Origin of the sequence: Mesorhizobium sp. WSM2240 (genome assembly GCF_040438645.1) — a bacterium.
In the GTDB taxonomy this organism is placed as follows: domain Bacteria; phylum Pseudomonadota; class Alphaproteobacteria; order Rhizobiales; family Rhizobiaceae; genus Allomesorhizobium.
Window position 1 is genome coordinate 4798800 of sequence record NZ_CP159253.1, and the last position, 18171, is coordinate 4816970.

Annotated in this window: 21 protein-coding genes and 1 pseudogene; 2 read left to right on the top strand and 20 right to left on the bottom strand. The window is 60.4% G+C overall.

What is annotated here, in order from left to right:
* Positions 1–50: 50 nt before the first annotated feature.
* From ABVK50_RS23815 to ABVK50_RS23825, 3 genes are read right to left on the bottom strand one after another with little or no spacing between them, the layout of a single operon-like run.
* On the bottom strand, positions 51–311 hold the full coding sequence (locus tag ABVK50_RS23815; protein ID WP_353646973.1) for a hypothetical protein: 261 nt from the start codon (positions 309–311) through the stop codon (positions 51–53).
* A complete protein-coding gene (locus tag ABVK50_RS23820; protein ID WP_353644233.1) occupies positions 292–915 on the bottom strand; it encodes a hypothetical protein in 624 nt (207 codons plus the stop codon). The genes ABVK50_RS23815 and ABVK50_RS23820 overlap by 20 nt, the downstream gene beginning before the upstream one ends.
* Positions 915–1208: a hypothetical protein gene (locus tag ABVK50_RS23825; protein ID WP_353644232.1), complete on the bottom strand. Its 294-nt coding sequence runs from the start codon at positions 1206–1208 to the stop codon at positions 915–917. The genes ABVK50_RS23820 and ABVK50_RS23825 overlap by 1 nt, the downstream gene beginning before the upstream one ends.
* Before the next feature lie 176 nt (positions 1209–1384).
* On the opposite strand from ABVK50_RS23825, the gene ABVK50_RS23830 reads away from it, so the two are divergent.
* The gene (locus ABVK50_RS23830; protein WP_353644231.1) at positions 1385–1534 is read left to right on the top strand and encodes a hypothetical protein; all 150 of its coding nucleotides are present in this window, start codon (positions 1385–1387) and stop codon (positions 1532–1534) included.
* On the opposite strand, the gene ABVK50_RS23835 is transcribed toward ABVK50_RS23830, so the two are convergent.
* The 17 genes and pseudogenes from ABVK50_RS23835 to ABVK50_RS23915 form a co-directional block, all read right to left on the bottom strand.
* Positions 1531–3735 (bottom strand): hypothetical protein, encoded by a 2205-nt coding sequence (locus tag ABVK50_RS23835; RefSeq protein ID WP_353644230.1) that lies wholly within the window; start codon positions 3733–3735, stop codon positions 1531–1533. The genes ABVK50_RS23830 and ABVK50_RS23835 overlap by 4 nt on opposite strands.
* Entirely contained in the window at positions 3702–5111 is a 1410-nt protein-coding gene (locus ABVK50_RS23840) for a hypothetical protein (protein ID WP_353644229.1), read from the bottom strand. The genes ABVK50_RS23835 and ABVK50_RS23840 overlap by 34 nt, the downstream gene beginning before the upstream one ends.
* A gap of 14 nt (positions 5112–5125) precedes the next feature.
* On the bottom strand, positions 5126–5365 hold the full coding sequence (locus ABVK50_RS23845; RefSeq protein WP_353644228.1) for a hypothetical protein: 240 nt from the start codon (positions 5363–5365) through the stop codon (positions 5126–5128).
* 196 nt (positions 5366–5561) lie between these two features.
* Positions 5562–5717 carry a DUF1778 domain-containing protein gene (locus ABVK50_RS23850; protein ID WP_353644227.1) on the bottom strand — a complete coding sequence of 52 codons (156 nt, stop codon included), beginning with the start codon at positions 5715–5717 and terminating at the stop codon, positions 5562–5564.
* A 501-nt stretch (positions 5718–6218) separates the two neighbouring features.
* The gene (locus ABVK50_RS23855) at positions 6219–7829 is read right to left on the bottom strand and encodes a hypothetical protein (protein WP_353644226.1); all 1611 of its coding nucleotides are present in this window, start codon (positions 7827–7829) and stop codon (positions 6219–6221) included.
* A gap of 45 nt (positions 7830–7874) precedes the next feature.
* Positions 7875–8048: a hypothetical protein gene (locus tag ABVK50_RS23860; protein ID WP_353644225.1), complete on the bottom strand. Its 174-nt coding sequence runs from the start codon at positions 8046–8048 to the stop codon at positions 7875–7877.
* A gap of 203 nt (positions 8049–8251) precedes the next feature.
* Positions 8252–8362: pseudogene (locus ABVK50_RS23865) on the bottom strand (SAM-dependent methyltransferase); the annotation flags it as partial.
* A gap of 405 nt (positions 8363–8767) precedes the next feature.
* Complete coding sequence (locus ABVK50_RS23870; RefSeq protein ID WP_353644224.1) at positions 8768–9250, bottom strand: hypothetical protein; 483 nt, start codon at positions 9248–9250, stop codon at positions 8768–8770.
* Complete coding sequence (locus tag ABVK50_RS23875) at positions 9247–9771, bottom strand: HNH endonuclease signature motif containing protein (RefSeq protein ID WP_353644223.1); 525 nt, start codon at positions 9769–9771, stop codon at positions 9247–9249. The genes ABVK50_RS23870 and ABVK50_RS23875 overlap by 4 nt, the downstream gene beginning before the upstream one ends.
* Positions 9768–9983, bottom strand: a complete 216-nt coding sequence (locus ABVK50_RS23880) for a hypothetical protein (RefSeq protein WP_353644222.1) — start codon at positions 9981–9983, stop codon at positions 9768–9770. The genes ABVK50_RS23875 and ABVK50_RS23880 overlap by 4 nt, the downstream gene beginning before the upstream one ends.
* A 3-nt stretch (positions 9984–9986) precedes the next feature.
* Complete coding sequence (locus ABVK50_RS23885) at positions 9987–10175, bottom strand: helix-turn-helix domain-containing protein (protein WP_353644221.1); 189 nt, start codon at positions 10173–10175, stop codon at positions 9987–9989.
* Positions 10176–10285: 110 nt separating this feature from the next.
* On the bottom strand, positions 10286–10963 hold the full coding sequence (locus tag ABVK50_RS23890) for a hypothetical protein (RefSeq protein ID WP_353644220.1): 678 nt from the start codon (positions 10961–10963) through the stop codon (positions 10286–10288).
* Positions 10964–11056: 93 nt separating this feature from the next.
* Complete coding sequence (locus ABVK50_RS23895) at positions 11057–12262, bottom strand: integrase arm-type DNA-binding domain-containing protein (RefSeq protein ID WP_353644219.1); 1206 nt, start codon at positions 12260–12262, stop codon at positions 11057–11059.
* Between the two features lie 208 nt (positions 12263–12470).
* Positions 12471–13433, bottom strand: coding sequence for an ABC transporter permease (locus tag ABVK50_RS23900; protein WP_353644218.1), 963 nt, complete (start codon positions 13431–13433; stop codon positions 12471–12473).
* The gene (locus ABVK50_RS23905) at positions 13430–14983 is read right to left on the bottom strand and encodes a sugar ABC transporter ATP-binding protein (protein ID WP_353644217.1); all 1554 of its coding nucleotides are present in this window, start codon (positions 14981–14983) and stop codon (positions 13430–13432) included. The genes ABVK50_RS23900 and ABVK50_RS23905 overlap by 4 nt, the downstream gene beginning before the upstream one ends.
* Positions 14984–15040: 57 nt before the next feature.
* Complete coding sequence (locus ABVK50_RS23910) at positions 15041–15991, bottom strand: sugar-binding protein (RefSeq protein WP_353644216.1); 951 nt, start codon at positions 15989–15991, stop codon at positions 15041–15043.
* 77 nt (positions 15992–16068) lie between these two features.
* Positions 16069–17061: a substrate-binding domain-containing protein gene (locus ABVK50_RS23915; protein WP_353644215.1), complete on the bottom strand. Its 993-nt coding sequence runs from the start codon at positions 17059–17061 to the stop codon at positions 16069–16071.
* Positions 17062–17412: 351 nt separating this feature from the next.
* On the opposite strand from ABVK50_RS23915, the gene ABVK50_RS23920 reads away from it, so the two are divergent.
* On the top strand, positions 17413–18153 hold the full coding sequence (locus ABVK50_RS23920) for an ATP-binding cassette domain-containing protein (RefSeq protein WP_353644214.1): 741 nt from the start codon (positions 17413–17415) through the stop codon (positions 18151–18153).
* Positions 18154–18171: the final 18 nt, after the last annotated feature.

The following is an 18171-nucleotide window of genomic DNA, read 5'->3' on the forward strand; positions in this document are numbered from 1 at the left end:
GGTCCCGGCTGTCGTCCTTCAGCGATTGCGCTGCTGGCGCATGATGGGAACTAGATTAATGCGTCGATCGTCCTGCGTGCTTCCTGGATCAGCTCTGCTAACTGCCGGCGGCTCGCAATGGCCTCGCAGGTGTAGCGCCCGTGTCGATACTGGCCGTGGGCAGTTCCCCTTGGAGCCCCTGAAAATGCGCCGTGCATGCGGCAGATATGCTTGCCGCGCACCGCAGGTGCCTGGCAGCGCTTCCCGCTCCGCTTGCTCTTGGCCGAGCAGCGAGGCGCACGTTGCATGGGGTTATCTTGCGTTTTCTTCATCAACCCCTCCCCCATGCGTGACGTTGCCGACGATGGCCTGGCCACCCTTTTCAACCGTGACACGCTCGACTATGACGCGTTGCACGCCCTTGCTGCGGTACCGCTTCAGGGCCTCGATTTGGGCAGCGAAGGTCCTGGCGAGTTTGTTGAAGCTGCGGTCGAATGCTTCGTACCTCGCCAGATCGCCTGACGTTGCCATACGGCGCGCGGTGTCCATTGTGGCCAGATGCACGGCTGCCATCTGCGTCGCGAGCATGGATTCGAGTTGGTCCCGTGGTTCAATTCCCGCCACCATTGCAACGGCATAGTTCAGGGTGGGGGCATCGACCTGGCCGCCCTTCTGGCAGACGCTAGCCAATGCGCTCGTGCAGCCGGTGAAATAGTCGAGACTGTTCGATTTGATGGCTTCGGCAACGAGCGTATATCCTGTCATAAGGTCAGGATGATCCAGATCGAGGCGTACGCTGCCGTCGGTCGTTGTCGCTACAAAAGCCGGGAGAGGCGCAACTTTTTTCTCACGGGATTTATACGAAGCGACGGCCTTCCTTTCGAGCGGCGTCGGCTCGTATGGCTTGGCTACCGCCTTTGACTTTCGGTTGGCCATCAGTGCCTCGCAATGCCGCTCAGATGCACGTCGAGCACCATCAGCCCCGCAAGGGTATCCACCGCCTGGGAAAGCAGATGCTGGCCCATTGAATGCAGGAAGTCGGCGGCTTGCGTGTTGCCCTCCTGCCGGTTCGCTTTTGCTGCGGCATGGCATCCCCGAGCGAGGGCCAGGAAAGGGAACAGATCGCCATTCGTGCCATTGACCATCGCTTCCGAGATGCTTGCGGCAAGGTCCTCGTGCATCGCGCCTTTGGCTACGCCGTCGAGAAACCGCCGCTCGATATCGTCCATGATGTCGGGCAACGCAGGGATCAGGCTGCCTTCCGGTATCGCCCCGCATTCCGCCATTTGCCCGTGCCCTTCCGTTTTCATTGGTTCCCACTTATCTTCCGCAAATGAGCTACGACCATTTCCGGCCACCCGGACATTTTTCCCCGACCGGGAAACTTGCCTTCCGGGCTTTGTGCTTGGTGACGTTCATTGTCGCCATGGTGCTGTTTTCCTATTTCGTGCTGCCGCTGGTTTACCGATATGTTTCCCTGCCGCTCGGGGATTGGGGCTATGAAACGGTTCGCCAATGGACAGGCGAACCTCCACGTGCGCCGCGAACCTATTAGCGTCGTGGCGTCACAGTAATCTCCAAAGGGTTCCGCCTCTCCTGACCCAGCACAAGCGGGACACTTCCGCCACGCAATGTCGCGCCGCCGGTTCCTGATGGATTCACCGGAATCGGAGCCCGCGTTGCGGTTGCCGCCCTAGACGCCTGTGCCGCCGCTCCAGCGCCCCGCAGCGTGCCTGTAGCGAGCGCTGCCGTTCCGATCGCCTCCAGTGGCCCCAGACCGCTCGCCATGCCTCCGCCGCCCGCCAGCGCCCCGACAATGGCCGTCCCGTAGCGCGCCAGGGCAGGCATGAGCCGATTGGCGGTGTTGGAGTTGTTGAAGCCTTCCTTTGCTGGCGACAGGTTGCGCATGACGCCGGCATATTTCCTCATCAAATCGCGCTCCGCTTCCGAAAACAGCGTCTTCGCCACGCCGCTGCCCTGGCCGTTCAGCAGGCTATCGAGGTTGTTGGCAATCTTGACGGGGCTCAAGGCTTCGTCGCCTGCCCTTGTCGCCCGCAGCCAGAAGGACTGGCGAATGCCGTTCCATTCCGAGCTATCGGGTCCAAGCGTCTTGCGAAGCAGCTGCGCCGTCATGAAGGACGTGTTCTTCGGATTGGCAACCGACGAGCCCCAGAGATACTGGCCGATTTCTTCCGGGCTCAAATCCTTGTCCATGACGTTGCGGATCGCGCGCTGAGCCTCGTACTGCGGATTGATCTTGCCGCCGGTCTTTGATCGAGGATCGGCCATTGAACGATATTCCGACCATTTCGCCCGCGCCGTCTTCAACTGCTCCAGGACATCATCATCCGCACTGACCAGCCCGCGTTCGAACACCTCGTCGGTCCAGTCGTCGATTGCCGAACTGATCGCCTTCAGGGCCGGTGCGTCCTGCCCAACCGGCGGGTAGTTCTTGCGCAAACCCGCGCGAAGGTTCTCGACCCAGCGCAACTGCGCCTGCACATCGCGGATGTCACCCCCAGGTTTCGGCATGCGCAATATATAATCGTCTATGAACGACATCGCCCGGCTCGCGCCCTGGTGATACATCGGATCGATGAGTATCTGGCGTTCATCGAGACTGCCCCGTATGAAGCCGGGGATGGCGGCCACCGCTTCGCCCGACACAAGCACGTCAGGATTGTTCACCGATGCCTCGTAGGCGTCCTGGCTGGCTGCCTTCAGCGCATCGCGCTTGCCACGCAGTGCAGCGGGAACTGTCTCATAGGCTGCTGACTGCCCAGGGATGACGGGAGCATTACCGGCGATGCGGGATTGCACGTTTCCAACCGATGATCCGACTGCCTCCCGCTGGGCCTGGTCAAAGGCTGACATTGAACCCTGGCTGCGAAGCTGGTTTTCGATATTCGACTGCGGGATCGATCGAGTCGCCTGAGCGCGGGAGAGCGGGATTCCGAACTGATCGGCATCCGCAACATTTGCAGCAGGGTTGACGCCGGGAGCGGCATCGCTGGCCCCCTGAAACGCGCGCCGATATGCAGCGCCGCCTGCCGTCGCAAGGGTCTCGCCGGCAGAACCGAACGCGATGCCAAGTGGGATTGCATCTAATCCCTTTTGGGTCCTGTCAGCCGCGCTCTCGCCTGATCCGGCTCCATACGCCCCGGCCATAAGCCCGCCATCGGCAGCACCGCCAAGCATGCGGGCAAACCAGCCCTTTCCGCTCTTGGCCGCATTGGCGGCGAGGGAAAAGCCGCGTTGGGCAAGCGCTACACCCCCACCGACGCCGCCGGCCACCTGTCCGCCAAGCCGATAGCCAAAGCGCTCCTGTTCGTCCCTCTGATCGGTTGCGCGCTGTTCAGGAAGGTTGGCGTTGTATCGCTCCGAAAAGCTGCCTCCGTCATTTCCGGTGCCGAAGATCGGGTTGAGCGCCGCGTCGCCAGCCGCAGCCAATTCATCAGCCATGCCGAAGGTCGCAACATCGGCCGCGCCCCTGACTACCGTATCCAGCTTGCCGCCGATGGTGTTGCGGCTCGGAGCCGGCCTGTTCGCCATTCCGGTTTGCGGATCGTAGCCGGGGATGTGTGAGCCGTCGAACTCGGGATGCGAGGGAGCGCCCTCAATTACAAAACCCGGCGGGGGCGGCGGCATCGCCGACTGTGCACGGCGGGGCAATTCCTCCAGCTCAAAGCCGGGAGGCGGCGGCGGAACTTTCGCCTGGGTGTTCATCGTGCCGGGCTCCACCTCGTTCCATCCCATTCAAGGACTTCGCCTGTCTTGGGATTGCGGGCCCGCTGGCGGCCGGTATCGGTCCCGGCTCCCCGGCTTGCACCCGAGCCTTGGGGCTGCTGTGGGAAGAGCGGGTTCTGTTCGGCCCACTTGGCGAGATAATCATCGAATCCGGCATCGATCCGCCCGCCATTCTGTTGGGCGTACTCACGCGAAAGGCCGGCGATTTCCTGCTTTCGTTTGGCTAGCTTGCGCTGAATGCCGATCAGCGTCCGATTGCCCTCGGGCGTATTGCCAAGGTGCGGAACCTGCTCGACCACGAAACTGCGGTCGGCGTTGGAAAAGCCGGTTCCGAGCGAGCCTCCCATAGTATCGAGCGCCGCCTGCTTGGACATGGCGTTGAACGTCTCGATCGAGGAAATGCCATTAGGGTCCATGCCGAGAGCCGAGCCGAACCGCTTCAATGCTGCGACGGTCTCTCCACCCGAGCCCGAATAGAAGCCGGGATCCGCCATCATCTGGTCCATGACATCGAAGGAATTCAGAGCGCGCTGCGCTGTCTGCGCCTCAGTCTGAATGTCGAGAAACCGCTTGCCGTAGCCCTCGCCAACGGTCTTGTCGTAGCCCTTTTCGCCCGTGATGTCGTTGGTGATACTGGCTGCTCCAGCACGGCTGGTTTCCAGTATCCAATCACGCAATTCGCCCTGATAGCCTTCCTTTTTGGCCTGCTGATATTCCCGGATATCGGTTGTCATATCCGCATTGGAACGGTCGAACTCCAGCCGAGCCGCTGCGATCTGGTCCGAGAATGAAGGCCTGGGGTTGCGCTTTTCGTCGACTTCGAGCCGAAGTTTTTCCATTTCCAGCGCAGTCTTCGGGTCGCCGCCGCGCGCATGATCCCGCAGGACTTGCTGCAAGAACGTCTTGTCTCGAACGATTACGGATGCCGCGCTCTCGTCGTAACCCTTCTCATTTACCAGCCAGTTGAAAGTGGTGCTTCGGGCTTTGGCCTCTGGATCAAACAGGGTTTGCAGGAAGCCGCCGCCACTCTCCTGCCCCGTGTTTCTGCCCCCGCCGGTATAGACTGGCGGCTGCCGCGAGTTGCGCGAAGGAATGAGCGTCCCTTCGGGATATCCGCCAGCCTTCGTGATCGGCCCCTCGTAACCAAGGTTTGCTGCCGTCCCGCCATTGGATGCGCGCTGCGGGGCCTGCTGGGGCACCGGAGAGGGGGCGGGCATGGAAGCGCCCTGTGGAGCCGCCTGCGGGGGCATTTGAGGCATAGCCATCCCAGCCGAAGGCTGCGTCAGATAGTTGGCTTCCTCTGCCCTCGGGCTGTGCGTCAGCCGGTTCATCGGCTGCGCGCCCTGCGGGTTCAGGATTTGGGCCAGAACTTGCATCAGGTCCATTGTTGAATCCTTGCTCATCTCATCGGGGGAGTGATTTGACCCACGACCCCGGCGAACGGGCCTCGCCGCCAGTTGTCGGGACTAGGCGCGAGTGTCGCCGCCTGTTTCGGATCTTCCATCTGCCCCGGATGCCGCTCGAAATCCGGGATCTCAGCCTGCGGCTGGAACGGGGCCAGCAATCCGCTCAAACCAGGAAACTGGCCCTGCACAGGCTGGTAACTCTGCCCACCACCTTTATTCATCATGCCGAGCATCAGTCTGCCCTCCGCATGGCAGCCAGTGCCGTTTGCGGATTGGTGACAGCAAATCCGAAGCCGCTTGGCGTTTCGACTCCAGGCAGAATGCCGGCTCTCGCATCGGCGACAATGCCGCCAATCGCGCGGCAATCGTGCTTATGCAGCCGCCAGAGCTGCATGAGTGTGATCGGAGGAGCAGCGAGGTAGGACATTGCTATGCAGCAACCTGGCGCGCCGCTTCCGTGGCAGTGTCACGAAGAAACGCTGAGAGCGTCATCCCGCGCCTGCGGGCGGTCTCGAAGAGCCGGCGCTTTTCGTCGGTCGGAATCCGGATGTGGATCACGCCGTCCTTGGCATTCGATACCAGCATAACTGCCTCCATTTTGCTGAAGGCAGTGTACCACCAAAGCCGCGTCTACACAACGTCTGGAAGCCAAAAATATAGCAATATCAAATAGTTATCACCTGTGTCCCGGAGTGTCCAAGGGTGTCCGGGGCTGTCCTCCTGTGTTGCCGACGCGGCAGCGCCCTCGAAGAAAAATAGTGCTGGAATTCACCCCAAGCGGCGATTTGCAACCGCCGAATCTGGGGTCAGCCGTTTGGAAAAATGAACGCCCGGTGAACTGCCCCTTCGAACTGTGTTCAGGCAGCGGCTGATAAATTGCGCCACCCATCAAGGACAAGGTGCGGTCGAGCGCACACGACGAGGCCGAGCTGGGTGTAACGTCCCTTCCGCCCGGCTCGACGGAGGCCGGAAGTTTGCCGGACGGCAGCTTCCGGTCTTTTCCCTTCCGCATCATCGGCAATGTGCCGCATAATCCGCGCAGAGCGGTCGGTCAGATGATCTTGCTTTGTGTGTTGCCAGTCGGGTTTAATAGCCAGCGAAATCGATATTTCCACGGAGCTTTGGGTAGTAACTCTGGTCATCAGCGATGACATGAACCGCCTGCTTATATGGTCCGTTGGGATCTGCCGGGTCGTGAGAGCGACGAATTGCCAATCCTGGGGCGTGGAAAAAGAGGCGACTATCCTCACCCATATTCTTCGCGGTAGCATCCACGACGCAATGGGCGAAAATCCTGCGATCGAACATTAGGGGCGCGCCGAATGAGGTTAACGTGCCAAACTCGGTGACCCAAACAAAGCGAGGCAATTCAGTTGATCGCGCAAGCGCGTGCGTGGCATCGGTAAGGCGATTGCGCAGCAGGCGGTGCTTATATTTCCAGCCATACGTGAGATAGGTCCTCGCCACGACGGCGTTGTTTCCCAACTCGGCAACAAACTCATCGCCCAAAGCCTCCGAAGCTCCGAGGTTTGCGGCGTAGTTCTGCTTCATACCAGGCCACGAAGCAGAATAAGTGCTTAGGAGGTCCCAGGCAAAAAGCTCCGCCTTTTCCGCGGGAAGAAACACCTTGTCGGGGAGGGGTATGATCAGGAACTGAACGTTCGTGTCGACGCTATACGTTGTCTCACCAATAACATCTCCAGCGCGGACTGGCATGCGCAGGTTCGGTCCTTGTTGGTCATCGTTCACATAAAACGCTGAGCAAAAGGACGCGCGCGTCGGTTGATTCGGCAAATTTGCGACAACAGGCTGTTGATGTGAAAAAACCTGACCCGAAGCGATGACAGCGTGCCCTACGTCAGCACCCAGATTCCCAAGACCCACAATCACGGGAATGCCGGAATCGACGTATCGGTTGATGACATCCGCAGGTCGAATCCCTTGCCACACCGGTGGGTTGGAATTCATGCTACCCATATACATCAGTGGTTTGCGGCCACATGTGCGCAGCGCCGATACCATCCCGTTCAAGCTCAAAAACTCCGAGCCGTTTGGAATGGTCGAACTGACGCTGGCAAATTCCTGCATCATCGCGGCTTCGGTGATCCCCACGGTGGAAATCCACGGACCTTTGTGGCGGGCATGGAAGTGGCGGCCCGCAGACCAAATGGTCGCCTGGGCACAGGCACCAATCCTCTGGTCTTGCTGAGTCATCGGTAACGCTCTAACCGAAAGCTCCGCACCAAGGACGTGGGCTTCGTATTTCCCTTTTACCAACGCATGGCTCTCATGTCCTGCCGGTGGGAGTGGCGTCAGTAGAGTGGCCTGAGCAAGTGGGGCTTCGTGGATCGGGCGCAGGACCAAGAAGCCTAGGTAGTCCGCTTGACAACCTTCAAGCCGAGCGGCCATCTCGGACGGAGAGGCGAGGTTCACGATGTCGGTGAGGTCTCGCTTGAAGAAGTGGGCGCGCTTGCACAATTTGGTATGGCGTTTGAACAGCCGAGAGTAATATGCCGCGAAAGCCTCAGTGAAGTCGCGGTCGAGATATTCATCCTCAACCAAAACTGTTTCCGCACCCAGCTCCCTGAGATGGCGAATAATATTGCCAACGATATGCCCGTTGGCCTGACCTAACTCCAAGGCTTGGGTCAGTTGCGTCCAACCGGCCACGTCCAGCAGAATTGCTGAAACAGCCATTTGAAGTTTATCCGAACGTTAGAGGAGCAAACGCTCCGGCCAGTGTCAGGCGACCAAGAGGTATCCGCTCTTTTGCTCGGCGGTGCGGATGTTGGCATCAATAAGTTTGAGCGCCTCGGCCGTCTCCCGCGAAATCTTCGTGTCCAGCGGGGCTATTTCCCTCTGGCCTCTGCGGTCACGGTCTACTTGGGGCGAATCATCTATGCGCTTGAGTTCCATGCTCGACTCCTGCTCTTCCCCCGGTGAGTTAAGCCATTGATCTGACTCTAAAATCCCCATGCCGAAACTGCCGGATGTCTTTACAATCAATGAGTTAGCTGTCAGATCGTTCCCGCAGTATGCACACAAAAGGTTGATAATCCAGAAAAACTTGACTCTTGGGGAAATGATCGAGGGGATTCGCGTACGCGTTCTTCCTTGCCAATCACATGCTCGATCAACGCCCTTGTTGCCCAAGGTGGCGTTGGAAAATCATCGGCGCTGTCGGCAGCCTCATGCCGTTGAGCCATGACAGCATGCGAAGTGTTCTGCATTACGGCCTCCTACCTGCACCTGAGACGATGCGCCCAATGGAGCTGCTTGCCGATGCCGTATCGTTTGACCAACGGGCTATCGTGTCTGGTGAGACGCCTGCAATGCCGGCTGCCTGCTGAAGCGTAAGAGGTTTGTTGCTATTCATGGGAGCGCCTCCATAAAGTGCGCTGCCGCTACCGGGGAAACTCTTTCCCTCCAGAGCCCAATAGCGCCGAAGAGAGACGCTTCCCTGCCGTTTCCGATTACCTTTATTGCGAAAACGGATTTGACGGTCTCAAGGTCTTTTTCTTTGTTTCTTTCTCGGTCTCCTCTCGGTCTGGGTCTCTGTCTGTGTCTCAGGTCTCTGTCTCTATATATCGATAGGGTCTCGATACGGCTTCGATAGGGGTATGAGAGGGCTATCATTATGCAGCCCTCCCGCGCACTAGCCGGGTGTTGGCCAAACCCGAATGATTGAACGGCGTATCGAGCGGATTGACCTTCGATAATCTGGCTTCATCGGCCGCCTGGAAATCAGCCTCCACTTTTTCCCGGATCACGTCACTTTCGATTGCTTCGATGATCCGCCGCGTTCCCATTGCGTGCTTCTCGTTGGTAGGCGGATTGTGCCTGAACCAGCGATCGACATAGATCTCCGCCGTCATCGGATCGAAGCTGATTAATTCCGCCGCAATCAGCCTGTCGCGGGCCGCAGCGTAGTTCGCCGGCTCCCATCGGAGATCGGAACATGCATAGCCGTCAGGCAGCCGGAAGCAGCCGGCGCTGTTCTGGTGTTCACAGGTGAGGAAATAGAGATACAGCACCTGGGCGGTGCTGCACTCCAATCCGGTGAATCTCCCCGACCGCCATACGGCCGGGGAAACTTTCGAGAACTCACGCTTGCTCATCGCGACAACTCCGCGTCGGGAGCGAATTCCCCGAAATGATGGCGCTCGGCCTCGGCCCTTGCGGCAATCGCGTCCTCAACTTTGTCGAAGCAGCCGAGGTGGATCGTGCGGTTGTTCAGGCCGATATATGCCGACCATTTCGCTTGGTCTTTGATGTAGCCGACGCCGATCCGGCCGCTGGTGTTGCTTGCACCTGGACGCCTGTTGCGGGCGTTCTGGAGTGGCGTTGCATCACGCAGATTGCGCCACCGGTTGTCAGCCCGCATGCCGTTCCGGTGATCGACCTGATGCTTTGGCCACTTGCCGGTCATTATTAGCCAGATGACGCGGTGCGCCCGGTAGAGCCGGTAATCGATCTCGACCTGAGTGTAGCCTTCGCTGGTCCTGGTTCCGGCGAGAGCCCCGGCCCGTAGGCCAGGACGAGAAACCCGCCAGTGCAACGCGCCGGTTTCGGGATCGTAGATCAGCAACTCGCGGGCGCGCTCGGCTGTGAGGGCGGGAGACTGGGGGCGGACAGTCAAATCACACCCCCTATCCCTGCCATGCGACAGACTTCCCGGGCGGTCGAAACTGTCAGCCGGAAGCGGCTGGCGACGACAAGGACCGTATAGTCAGAGGTTGCAGTTTCGTTGGGGTTGCGGTAAATCTGAGCAGCTACAGCTTTTGAAATACCGTTTCCGCCGTTCCCGATGATTGAGCCCATCGGGGCGGCGGTTTCGATATGTAGGTTCATCGTTCACCCCCGGGCCGCAGGAGCAGTTGGGAGCGACTCCACGTAGCGACGTAGCTCATCAACCAATATGAGCGACCGCTTACCCTGCTTGCGCCGGGTGATCTTGCCTTCTCTGAACAGTGCGTACAGCGACGAACGCCCGATGCCGGTCATCTCGACTGCCTCGGGTATGCTTACTGCCAGTTTCGTCATGGTATGTTTCTCCGCGATGAACGCACCGGAACGTTGGTGCATGCGAAGAAAGTTGGCTCGAATCGTCTCGAAAGTCGGACAGGAAAGGGTAGAAAGGGGCAGAAAGTCGGTTACTGCCCTCGCGCTCGGGACATAAACTCACGGGCACGGTTCTTAAGGGTGGTCTCGGAAACTTCGGTGCCTTCGCGGGCGAGCACGTCCGCAATCCACCGTTCAACGTCGGCTTGGCGCTGCCAACCGTCCTCATTCAACGGTTCGGGCAATCCGCGTTCCTGGACCTTGCGGCGGAAGGCTTCCTCGATGGCAGGCCAGTCCCCTTTAGTTGGAGCACCGCCCCTATTGATTTGGGCTTCCACGCGATTGGGCGGCCAGTGCTTCAGCACGAAGCTTGTCGGCAACCTTACTCCGTCCCATCTGAGGTCGCCCACGTACAGACTGCCGCCGTCCTCGCGCTCCTCGCTGTCGTCTACAGGAGAGAACCATGGATCGTCAGAATTGCCTTTGTTCATCCGAGCCCAGATTCCTCGTGGCAGAGTTTCATGAATCCGGGGGCGATTGGGCGCAGGGTAACCCTGCACATCTACTGATTCAGCATCGAGAAAATCGAATAGCTCGCGCTCCGCGGCATCCCATCGCTCGGCGACCACCGCTGATCTACTTGGTTTACCCCGGCTGATGATCCATTCGATCGCCTCACCGAGAAAGAGGAATCGCTGAGCCTTGATTTCCGCTAGATCCAATTCGCGCGGATAATCGGTGGGGACAGTCGGATATGTTTCGTTGGTCATCGCTGCACCTTCGCGATTGCACCTTTGGGACCGCAGGGAAACCGGGGGTGCTGTCCCAGCTTGTCGGATGGCCGTCCTATCCCTGCGGATTCTTCATCTCTTCCTGATCGGAACCACGTTATCCGACACAGTTCGACCCAAATAGTCCGCCCACGCCTGCATCAGCTTTCGACGTTTTTCTAATGCATCAGCGCGACGGTAGGCTCGTTCCGTCTCATCGCCGACGCGGTGAGCTAGAGCAGCCTCAGCAACCTCACGCGGAAAGCTTGTTTCGTCACCAGCCCAATCCCGAAAGGCGGAACGGAAGCCGTGGACCGTGTACTTATCCTTCTTGAGCCGCCGCATCAGCATTTCCATTGCGGATGACGAGAGCGGCTTTTTCGGCTTCTGACCAGGGAATACGAAATCCGAGACGCGCGTCTCGTGGAGTTCTCTGACGATCTGCACAGCGCGCTTTGACAGGGGCACCCGATGCTCCTTCCCGACCTTCATTCGATCGGGTGGGACTACCCAAACCGCTGCTTTCAGATCGAACTCCGGCCAGCTGGCTCCCGTGACCTCACTGGATCGCGACGCAGTCAAAATCAGGAACTCCAGCGCCCGCGCCGCCATGGCTTCTGCCCCTTGCAACGCCTTGCTAAACGCCGGAACATCTCTGTACGGCATGGCCGCGTGGTGGCCTCTGGTGAGCTTCTGGCGAGCCGGAAGGACGTTCTTGAGATGACCACGCCACAATGCCGGATTTTCGCCGCTACGCCATCCGCGTGCCTTCGCAAAATCCAGCACCCGTTCCATTCGGCCACGAAGCCGTGATGCGGTCTCTGGCTTCTCCTGCCAGACAGGATTCAGCACCTTAAGCACGTCGTCTGTGGCGATGTCCGAGACCTTCTTCGCCCGGATCGGCTTGCAGTAGACCTCCAGGGTCATCTTCCACTGGGCGCGGTGTTTGTCGTTGCGCCACGACGATTGCATGGAGGCGAGGAACTTGTCGGCGCACTCGCCAAAGGTCGGCTCTGCTTCCTTCTGGCGCTCGGCAATTGGGTCGCGACCCTCTTCAACAGCGGTCCGGCATTCAGCCGCCTTGCCCCTCGCTTTTGCTAACGTGACGACAGGATAGGCTCCCAAGCCCATCTCACGGCGCTTTCCCTCGCGGGCCCACATGAAAAGCCAAGACTTGGAGCCAGATGGTGAGACGTTCAGGTACAGGCCGCCGCCGTCACTGTGCCGGCCGGGTTTAAGCCGGTCGGACTTCGCAGCAACATCAGACAGCTTATGTAGTGTGCGAGCCGCTTTCCCCACTGTGTTCCCCATTTTCGAGTGGGGATAGTAGCGCACAATGACGAACGGTCCAAGACATCACGCCAATTAAATCGCTGGTCTGTATGGGATATGCTGGACAGTGGCGGACGATGGAATACGCTAGTATGGCGGACTCCCTCTCCGCCAGTTCCACCCTGACCTTTGAAAACGACGCTTCGCGCCACCGCCTAGGGGGTCGTTGTTCGCTTCAGGCGGCTGCCCGCGCAACGCTCTTGCGGGTTCTGTGGAACTGCTGGTCGGCCAGCACGCCGAGCAGGATCACCGATCCCATCACGGCGAAATTCAACGAGCTTGGAATGCCGAGCAGATTGACCAGATTCTGCAGGACCTGAAGCAGGACGGTGCCGAGCACCACGCCTATGATCGAGCCTTCCCCGCCGCGCAGCGAACAGCCGCCCAGCACCGCCGCGGCGATGGCGTAGAGTTCGTAGAAATTGCCGTGCGAGGATGGCGAGATCGACCGCGTGTACATGGCGATGAACACCGCCGCGACCGCGGTCAGGCCGCAGCAGATCACATAGGCCGCCGTGATGATACGGGTCGTGTGTATGCCGCTGTAGCGAGCCGCCTCCTCGTTCTTGCCGACGGCGAACAGATAGCGGCCGAACACCGAGCGGTGCAGCACAACGGCCATGATCACGGTGATGATGAGGAAGGCGATCAGGCTGTGCGGAATGCCGTAGAAACGGCCCGCCACAAGCCATTCGAGCGTCGGAAAGCTCGCGCCGAAGGGAAAGCCGGCGGTGGCGTCGTCTGTGTAGTAGCGCGCCACGCCGCGATAGATGAGCAGTCCGCAAAGGGTGACGACGAAGGGCTGCAGGCGCGCCTTGGTTATGAGCAGCCCGTGCACCAGCCCGATCAGGCAGCCGAGCGCCAAAACGACGGCGAAGGCGACGCTCCAGTTGACGGTGCCCAGCGAAACAAGGTCGACAAAGATCACTCCGAGCAGGGCTATGATGGAGCCGACGGAAAGCTCGATACCGCCGGAGATGATGACGAAAGCCTGGCCGAGCGCGAAAATGCCGAACAGGCCGATGAGGTTGGCGGTGTTGGAAAGGTTGACCGGCGACAGGAAGCGCGGATTGATGATGGCGACGACCGTGCCGACCACGAGGATCAGGATGAGCAGGCCCAAATCCTTGCGGTTCATTCTGCGGCTTCCCGGATTGCAGCGCGGCCAACGGCCAGCGAAAGGACATTTTCTTCTGTGAACTGGCTGCGGTCGAGAAAGCCGGCAATCGCGCCTTCATGCATCACCGCGATGCGGTCGCTGACGCCGATCACCTCCTCCATGTCGCTGGAAATCATCAATATCCCCACGCCCCGATCCGAAAGCTCGCGCATCAGCCGGTAGATCTCGTTCTTGGCGCCCACATCGATGCCGCGCGTCGGTTCATCGAAGATTAGCACCCTCGGCCGCAGCGACAGCCATTTGGCGAGCACGACCTTCTGCTGGTTGCCGCCGGAAAGCGAGCCGGCCTCGGCAGTCGTGTCCGGGCAACGTATGTCGAGATTTTTCTTCTGAGCCTCGGCTTCGCGGCGTTCGGTGACGCGGTCGACGATGCCGCGGCGCGACAGGCTTTTAAGGCTGGCCAGGCTGATATTGTGACTGATCCTGAAGGACAGGATAAGGCCGGAGCGCTTGCGGTCTTCCGGCACGAGATAGATGCCCTGCCGGATGGCTTCGCGCGGCGATCGAAGCGCGATCTTGCGGCCGTCGATCCTGATCTCGCCGCCGCGCACGGGATCGAGGCCGAAGACGGCGCGGGCAAGCTCGGTCCTGCCCGAGCCGACAAGCCCGGCGAGGCCGAGGATTTCGCCCGCCCGCAGGGAAAAGCTGACCCCCTGTTCCGGGCTGTAGCTCGTCCTTACATCGGCAAGTTCCAGAATGGCGCTGCCCGGCGGCGCGGCCGGCGGCCGATAGAGCGTCTTCAGGTCGCGGCCGATCATGTATCGGATCATCGTGCCGGTTTCAATTTCGCTGCGCGCCAGTTCGGCGACCAGCTTGCCGTCGCGCAAGACCGCCACGCGGTCGGCGATCTGCTTCACCTCGCCCAGCCGGTGCGAGATGAAGATGACCGCCACTCGCTCCGCCTTGAGGCGGCCTATGACGGCGAGCAGACGGTTGGTTTCGGTCACCGTCAGGCTCGAAGTCGGTTCGTCCATGATGACTAGCCGGGCCTTCAGCGACAGCGCTTTGGCGATCTCGACCAGTTGCATTTGCGCAAGCGAGAGGTCGGAGACCCTCGTGTCGGGCCCGAAGTCGGCGCCCAACTGGTCGAGCAGGGGCTTGGCCTGCCGGTTCAGCGCCTCAGTGTCGATCAGGCCCAGCAGCCCGCCTTTGAGCGGTTCACGGCCGATGAATATGTTGGCGGCAGCGGTCAGGTTGTCGAAGAGATTGAGTTCCTGATGGACAAAGGCGATGCCTGCCCGCATCGAACCGTTCACGGAAAGCCGGTCGACCCTGTCGCCGTCAATTTCGATCTCACCGCCGGAGGGCTCAACCACGCCGCCGAGAATCTTCATCAATGTCGACTTGCCGGCGCCGTTCTCGCCGACCAGCCCGATCACCTCTCCCGGGCTGACACGCAGACTGACATCATCCAGCGCGGTGACCCCTGGATAAAGCTTGGAGATCCCCGTCAGTGCCAGAAAGGAATGGGGCATGCCGCCGATTATGGGAGTGAGTGTCGCCACCATGCAAGAGCGCCGAAGCAGGCCGGCAGGGAGTGGGGCCGGCCTGCTCCATTCGAGGCGTCAGCCGCCGATACGCGCCTTGAGTTCGGCCTCGAAAGCATCGACATTCCCCTTGTCGATGATCTTGGTGGGCACGATGACGAGCTTATTGTCGGGAACTACAGACTTGTCGCCCTCGAGATACTTCGCCATCAGTTTCATGCCCTGGTAGCCCCATTCGTAAGGCTGCTGCACCACGGTCGCGGCGATCGTGCCCTCCTTGACCCCGCCCAGAGTGATCGGATCCTCGTCGAAGGCGACGATGGCGATCTCGCCGAGCTTACCCGATTCCTTCAGCACTTCGTAAATGCGCGGCGGGTTGTACGAATAGAAGCCGACCATGCAGTCAATGTCGGGGTTTGCCGCCAGCGCGTCCTCGACATTGCGCTTGGCACGCGTCATGTCGATGTCGTCGCCGCGCACGTCGACCAGTTCGACCTTGGAACCTGCGATCACCGACTTCATGCCCTCGATGCGCTCGCGCGCATTATCGGCGCCGGGGAGCCCCACGAAGCCGATGCATTTGCCGCCATCCGGCAGCGCCTTCAGCGCAATCTCGCCGGCTTGCTTGCCGGCATCGGTGTTGGACGAACCGATATAGGCGATGCGGTTGGTGTCGGGCGCGTCGCTGTCGGTGGTGAACAGCGGCACCTGCCCGCCGACCTTGTTGAGCGCGTCGGTTGACGATTTCGGGTCGACGGCGCTCACCATGACGGCGGAGACGCCGGCGGCGACCAGATCGTCCATCAGGCGCTGCTGCACGGCGGCGGCGGCCTGCTCGGGATATTTGAACTGCAGATCGTAATTCGGCAGTTCTTCCTGGGCCTTCTTCACGCCGGCTTCGGCGAGTTTCCAGAAATCCGAAGCGCCGTTGACGACGAAGGCGAGCGCCTTCTTGTCCTGGGCATTCGCGCCGGTTGCCGCAAATGCGGCCGTGATCATCAATGCGCATGTCGCAAGGCGGAGTTTCATGTCGTTCTCCTTGAGATCTTATGAGTGCGTGCAGGCAAGCGGAGGCCGACGCCAAGCCGGCCTCCATCATTGCGCTTTCAGTTGGCGATGCAGGTGTCGGCGGTTTCCTGCGTGCATTCGTCGAGCCCGGTATAGATGACCGGCTCGACCGGCTTACCGGCTATGAGGTCCATCATCACCGACGGAGCGCGATAGCCCATCTCGAACGGCCGCTGGCCGACCTGGACATGGCTGCGCCCGGCTTTGAGCGCGTCCATCTGCGGCGGCAGCGTGTCGCCGGCGACGATGATCAGTTCCTTCGAGTCCAACTTGGCCTTCACCTGGTCGGTTACCTGCGCATAGGCCTGCGGCGCGAACTGCGCCCAGCCGCCTTCCAGCACGAATGCATCGAGATCCGGATTTGCGGTGAAGGTGTCCGCCATCTGCCGATTGGCCAGATCGATCTGGTCGTTGGTGAAGACCGGGCAGCCGTCGATCTCGGTCCAGCCATTCTGGCCTGTAAGGCGCTCGATGTCCTTTTCGCCGGAAAGCGTGTCGCGGGTGCCGGCGGCGCGCGCGTTGATGTTATCCGCGGCGACGTTGCCGAGTTGCAGGCAGATCGTGCCACCTTCGGGTTTCAGCCTCTGCAGGTGCTCCGCGAACTTGACGCCCATCAGGTAGTTGTCGGTACCGAGATAGGTCTTGCGCAGCGCCGCGTCGGCCGCGGCGAGATCGGCGTCGATCGTCATGACCGGGATTTTCGGCGCGACTTTCTTCAGAAGATTGGCCATCAGCGGCGCATTGGACGGTGAAATCGCGATCGCCGCCACGTCCGGCCGCGTCAGCAGATCCTCGACGATCTGGATCTCGCCGGCCTCGTCGGCGCTGGAGGCCGGGCCGGTGTAGAGGCATTTGTATCCGGACGAGGCGTTCTCGCTGTTCCATTTCTGGCATCCGAGATTGATCTGCTCGAAGAACGGATTGTCGAGGCCTTTGACCACGATGGCCAGGGTCTTTTCCTGGGCCAGAGCCGAACCGGCCATTGCCGCAAGGGCGGTGCCGGCAACAATGCCGGTAAGCAGTTTGTGCATGTCATCCTCCCAATGATTATGTCGTTGTATTCCAAACACTCTCATCCGGCGGGCGAGCCGCCGGCTGTTCAGCCGTGATCGCACGGCGCGGCCTGCCAAGCCGTTCGTCCATATGGAATTGTCGGGATTGCGAGCCGCCGGCGCGTGTCGGAACACGCCGCGTGGCGATGCCTGCCCGATGCGCCTGTAATCAGAACGAACATGCCGGACCTCCCGGCAGGCAACTAAGCGCAAGCCGAAGCAGGAGTCAATAATTGTCCTACAAATCATATGATAAGTTTTTTCATTCTATTGACCAATGCAGGCAAACCGATGCTAATAGCTGGGGGAAGCAGGTGACGGGAGGTGTCGATGGCTGTCCTACGGCTGGAGGGGATATCCAAGCATTTCGGCGCGATTCACGCTCTGAACGACGTCTCGCTATCGCTGGAGGCCGGCGAGGTGATTGGCCTGATGGGCGATAACGGCGCCGGCAAATCGACGCTGGTGAAGATCATCGCCGGCAATTTCCAGCCGACTCACGGCAAGATTTCCATTCGCGACCGGCAGATGAATTTCCATCGCCCGGTCGATGCGCGCGACAATGGCGTCGAAATCGTCTACCAGGATCTGGCGCTCTGCAACAATCTGACGGCGGCGGTGAACGTGTTCCTCGGACGCGAGCTGACGCGCTCTTTCGGCCCTCTGAAGATCCTCGACTACTCCGCCATGAACGCGGCGGCGGCGAAGCTGTTTCGCGAACTCAAATCGGAGACCAGGCCGAAGGATATGGTGCGCGACATGTCGGGCGGCCAGCGCCAGGCAGTGGCCATCGCCAGGACGCGACTGTCGTCGGCCAGCATCGTGCTGATGGACGAGCCGACGGCGGCGATCTCGGTGCGTCAGGTCGCCGAAGTCCTGAACCTGATCCGGGGGTTGAAGCGCCAGGGCGTCGCGGTGATCCTGATCAGCCACCGCATGCCCGACGTATTCGCCGTGGCGGACCGCATCGTCGTCCTGCGCCGCGGCAACAAGGTAGCCGACAAGCCTATCGCCGGCTCTTCACCCGAAGAGGTGACCGGCCTGATCACCGGGGCCATCGAGGCGGCGTGAAACATCTGAACGGATAGC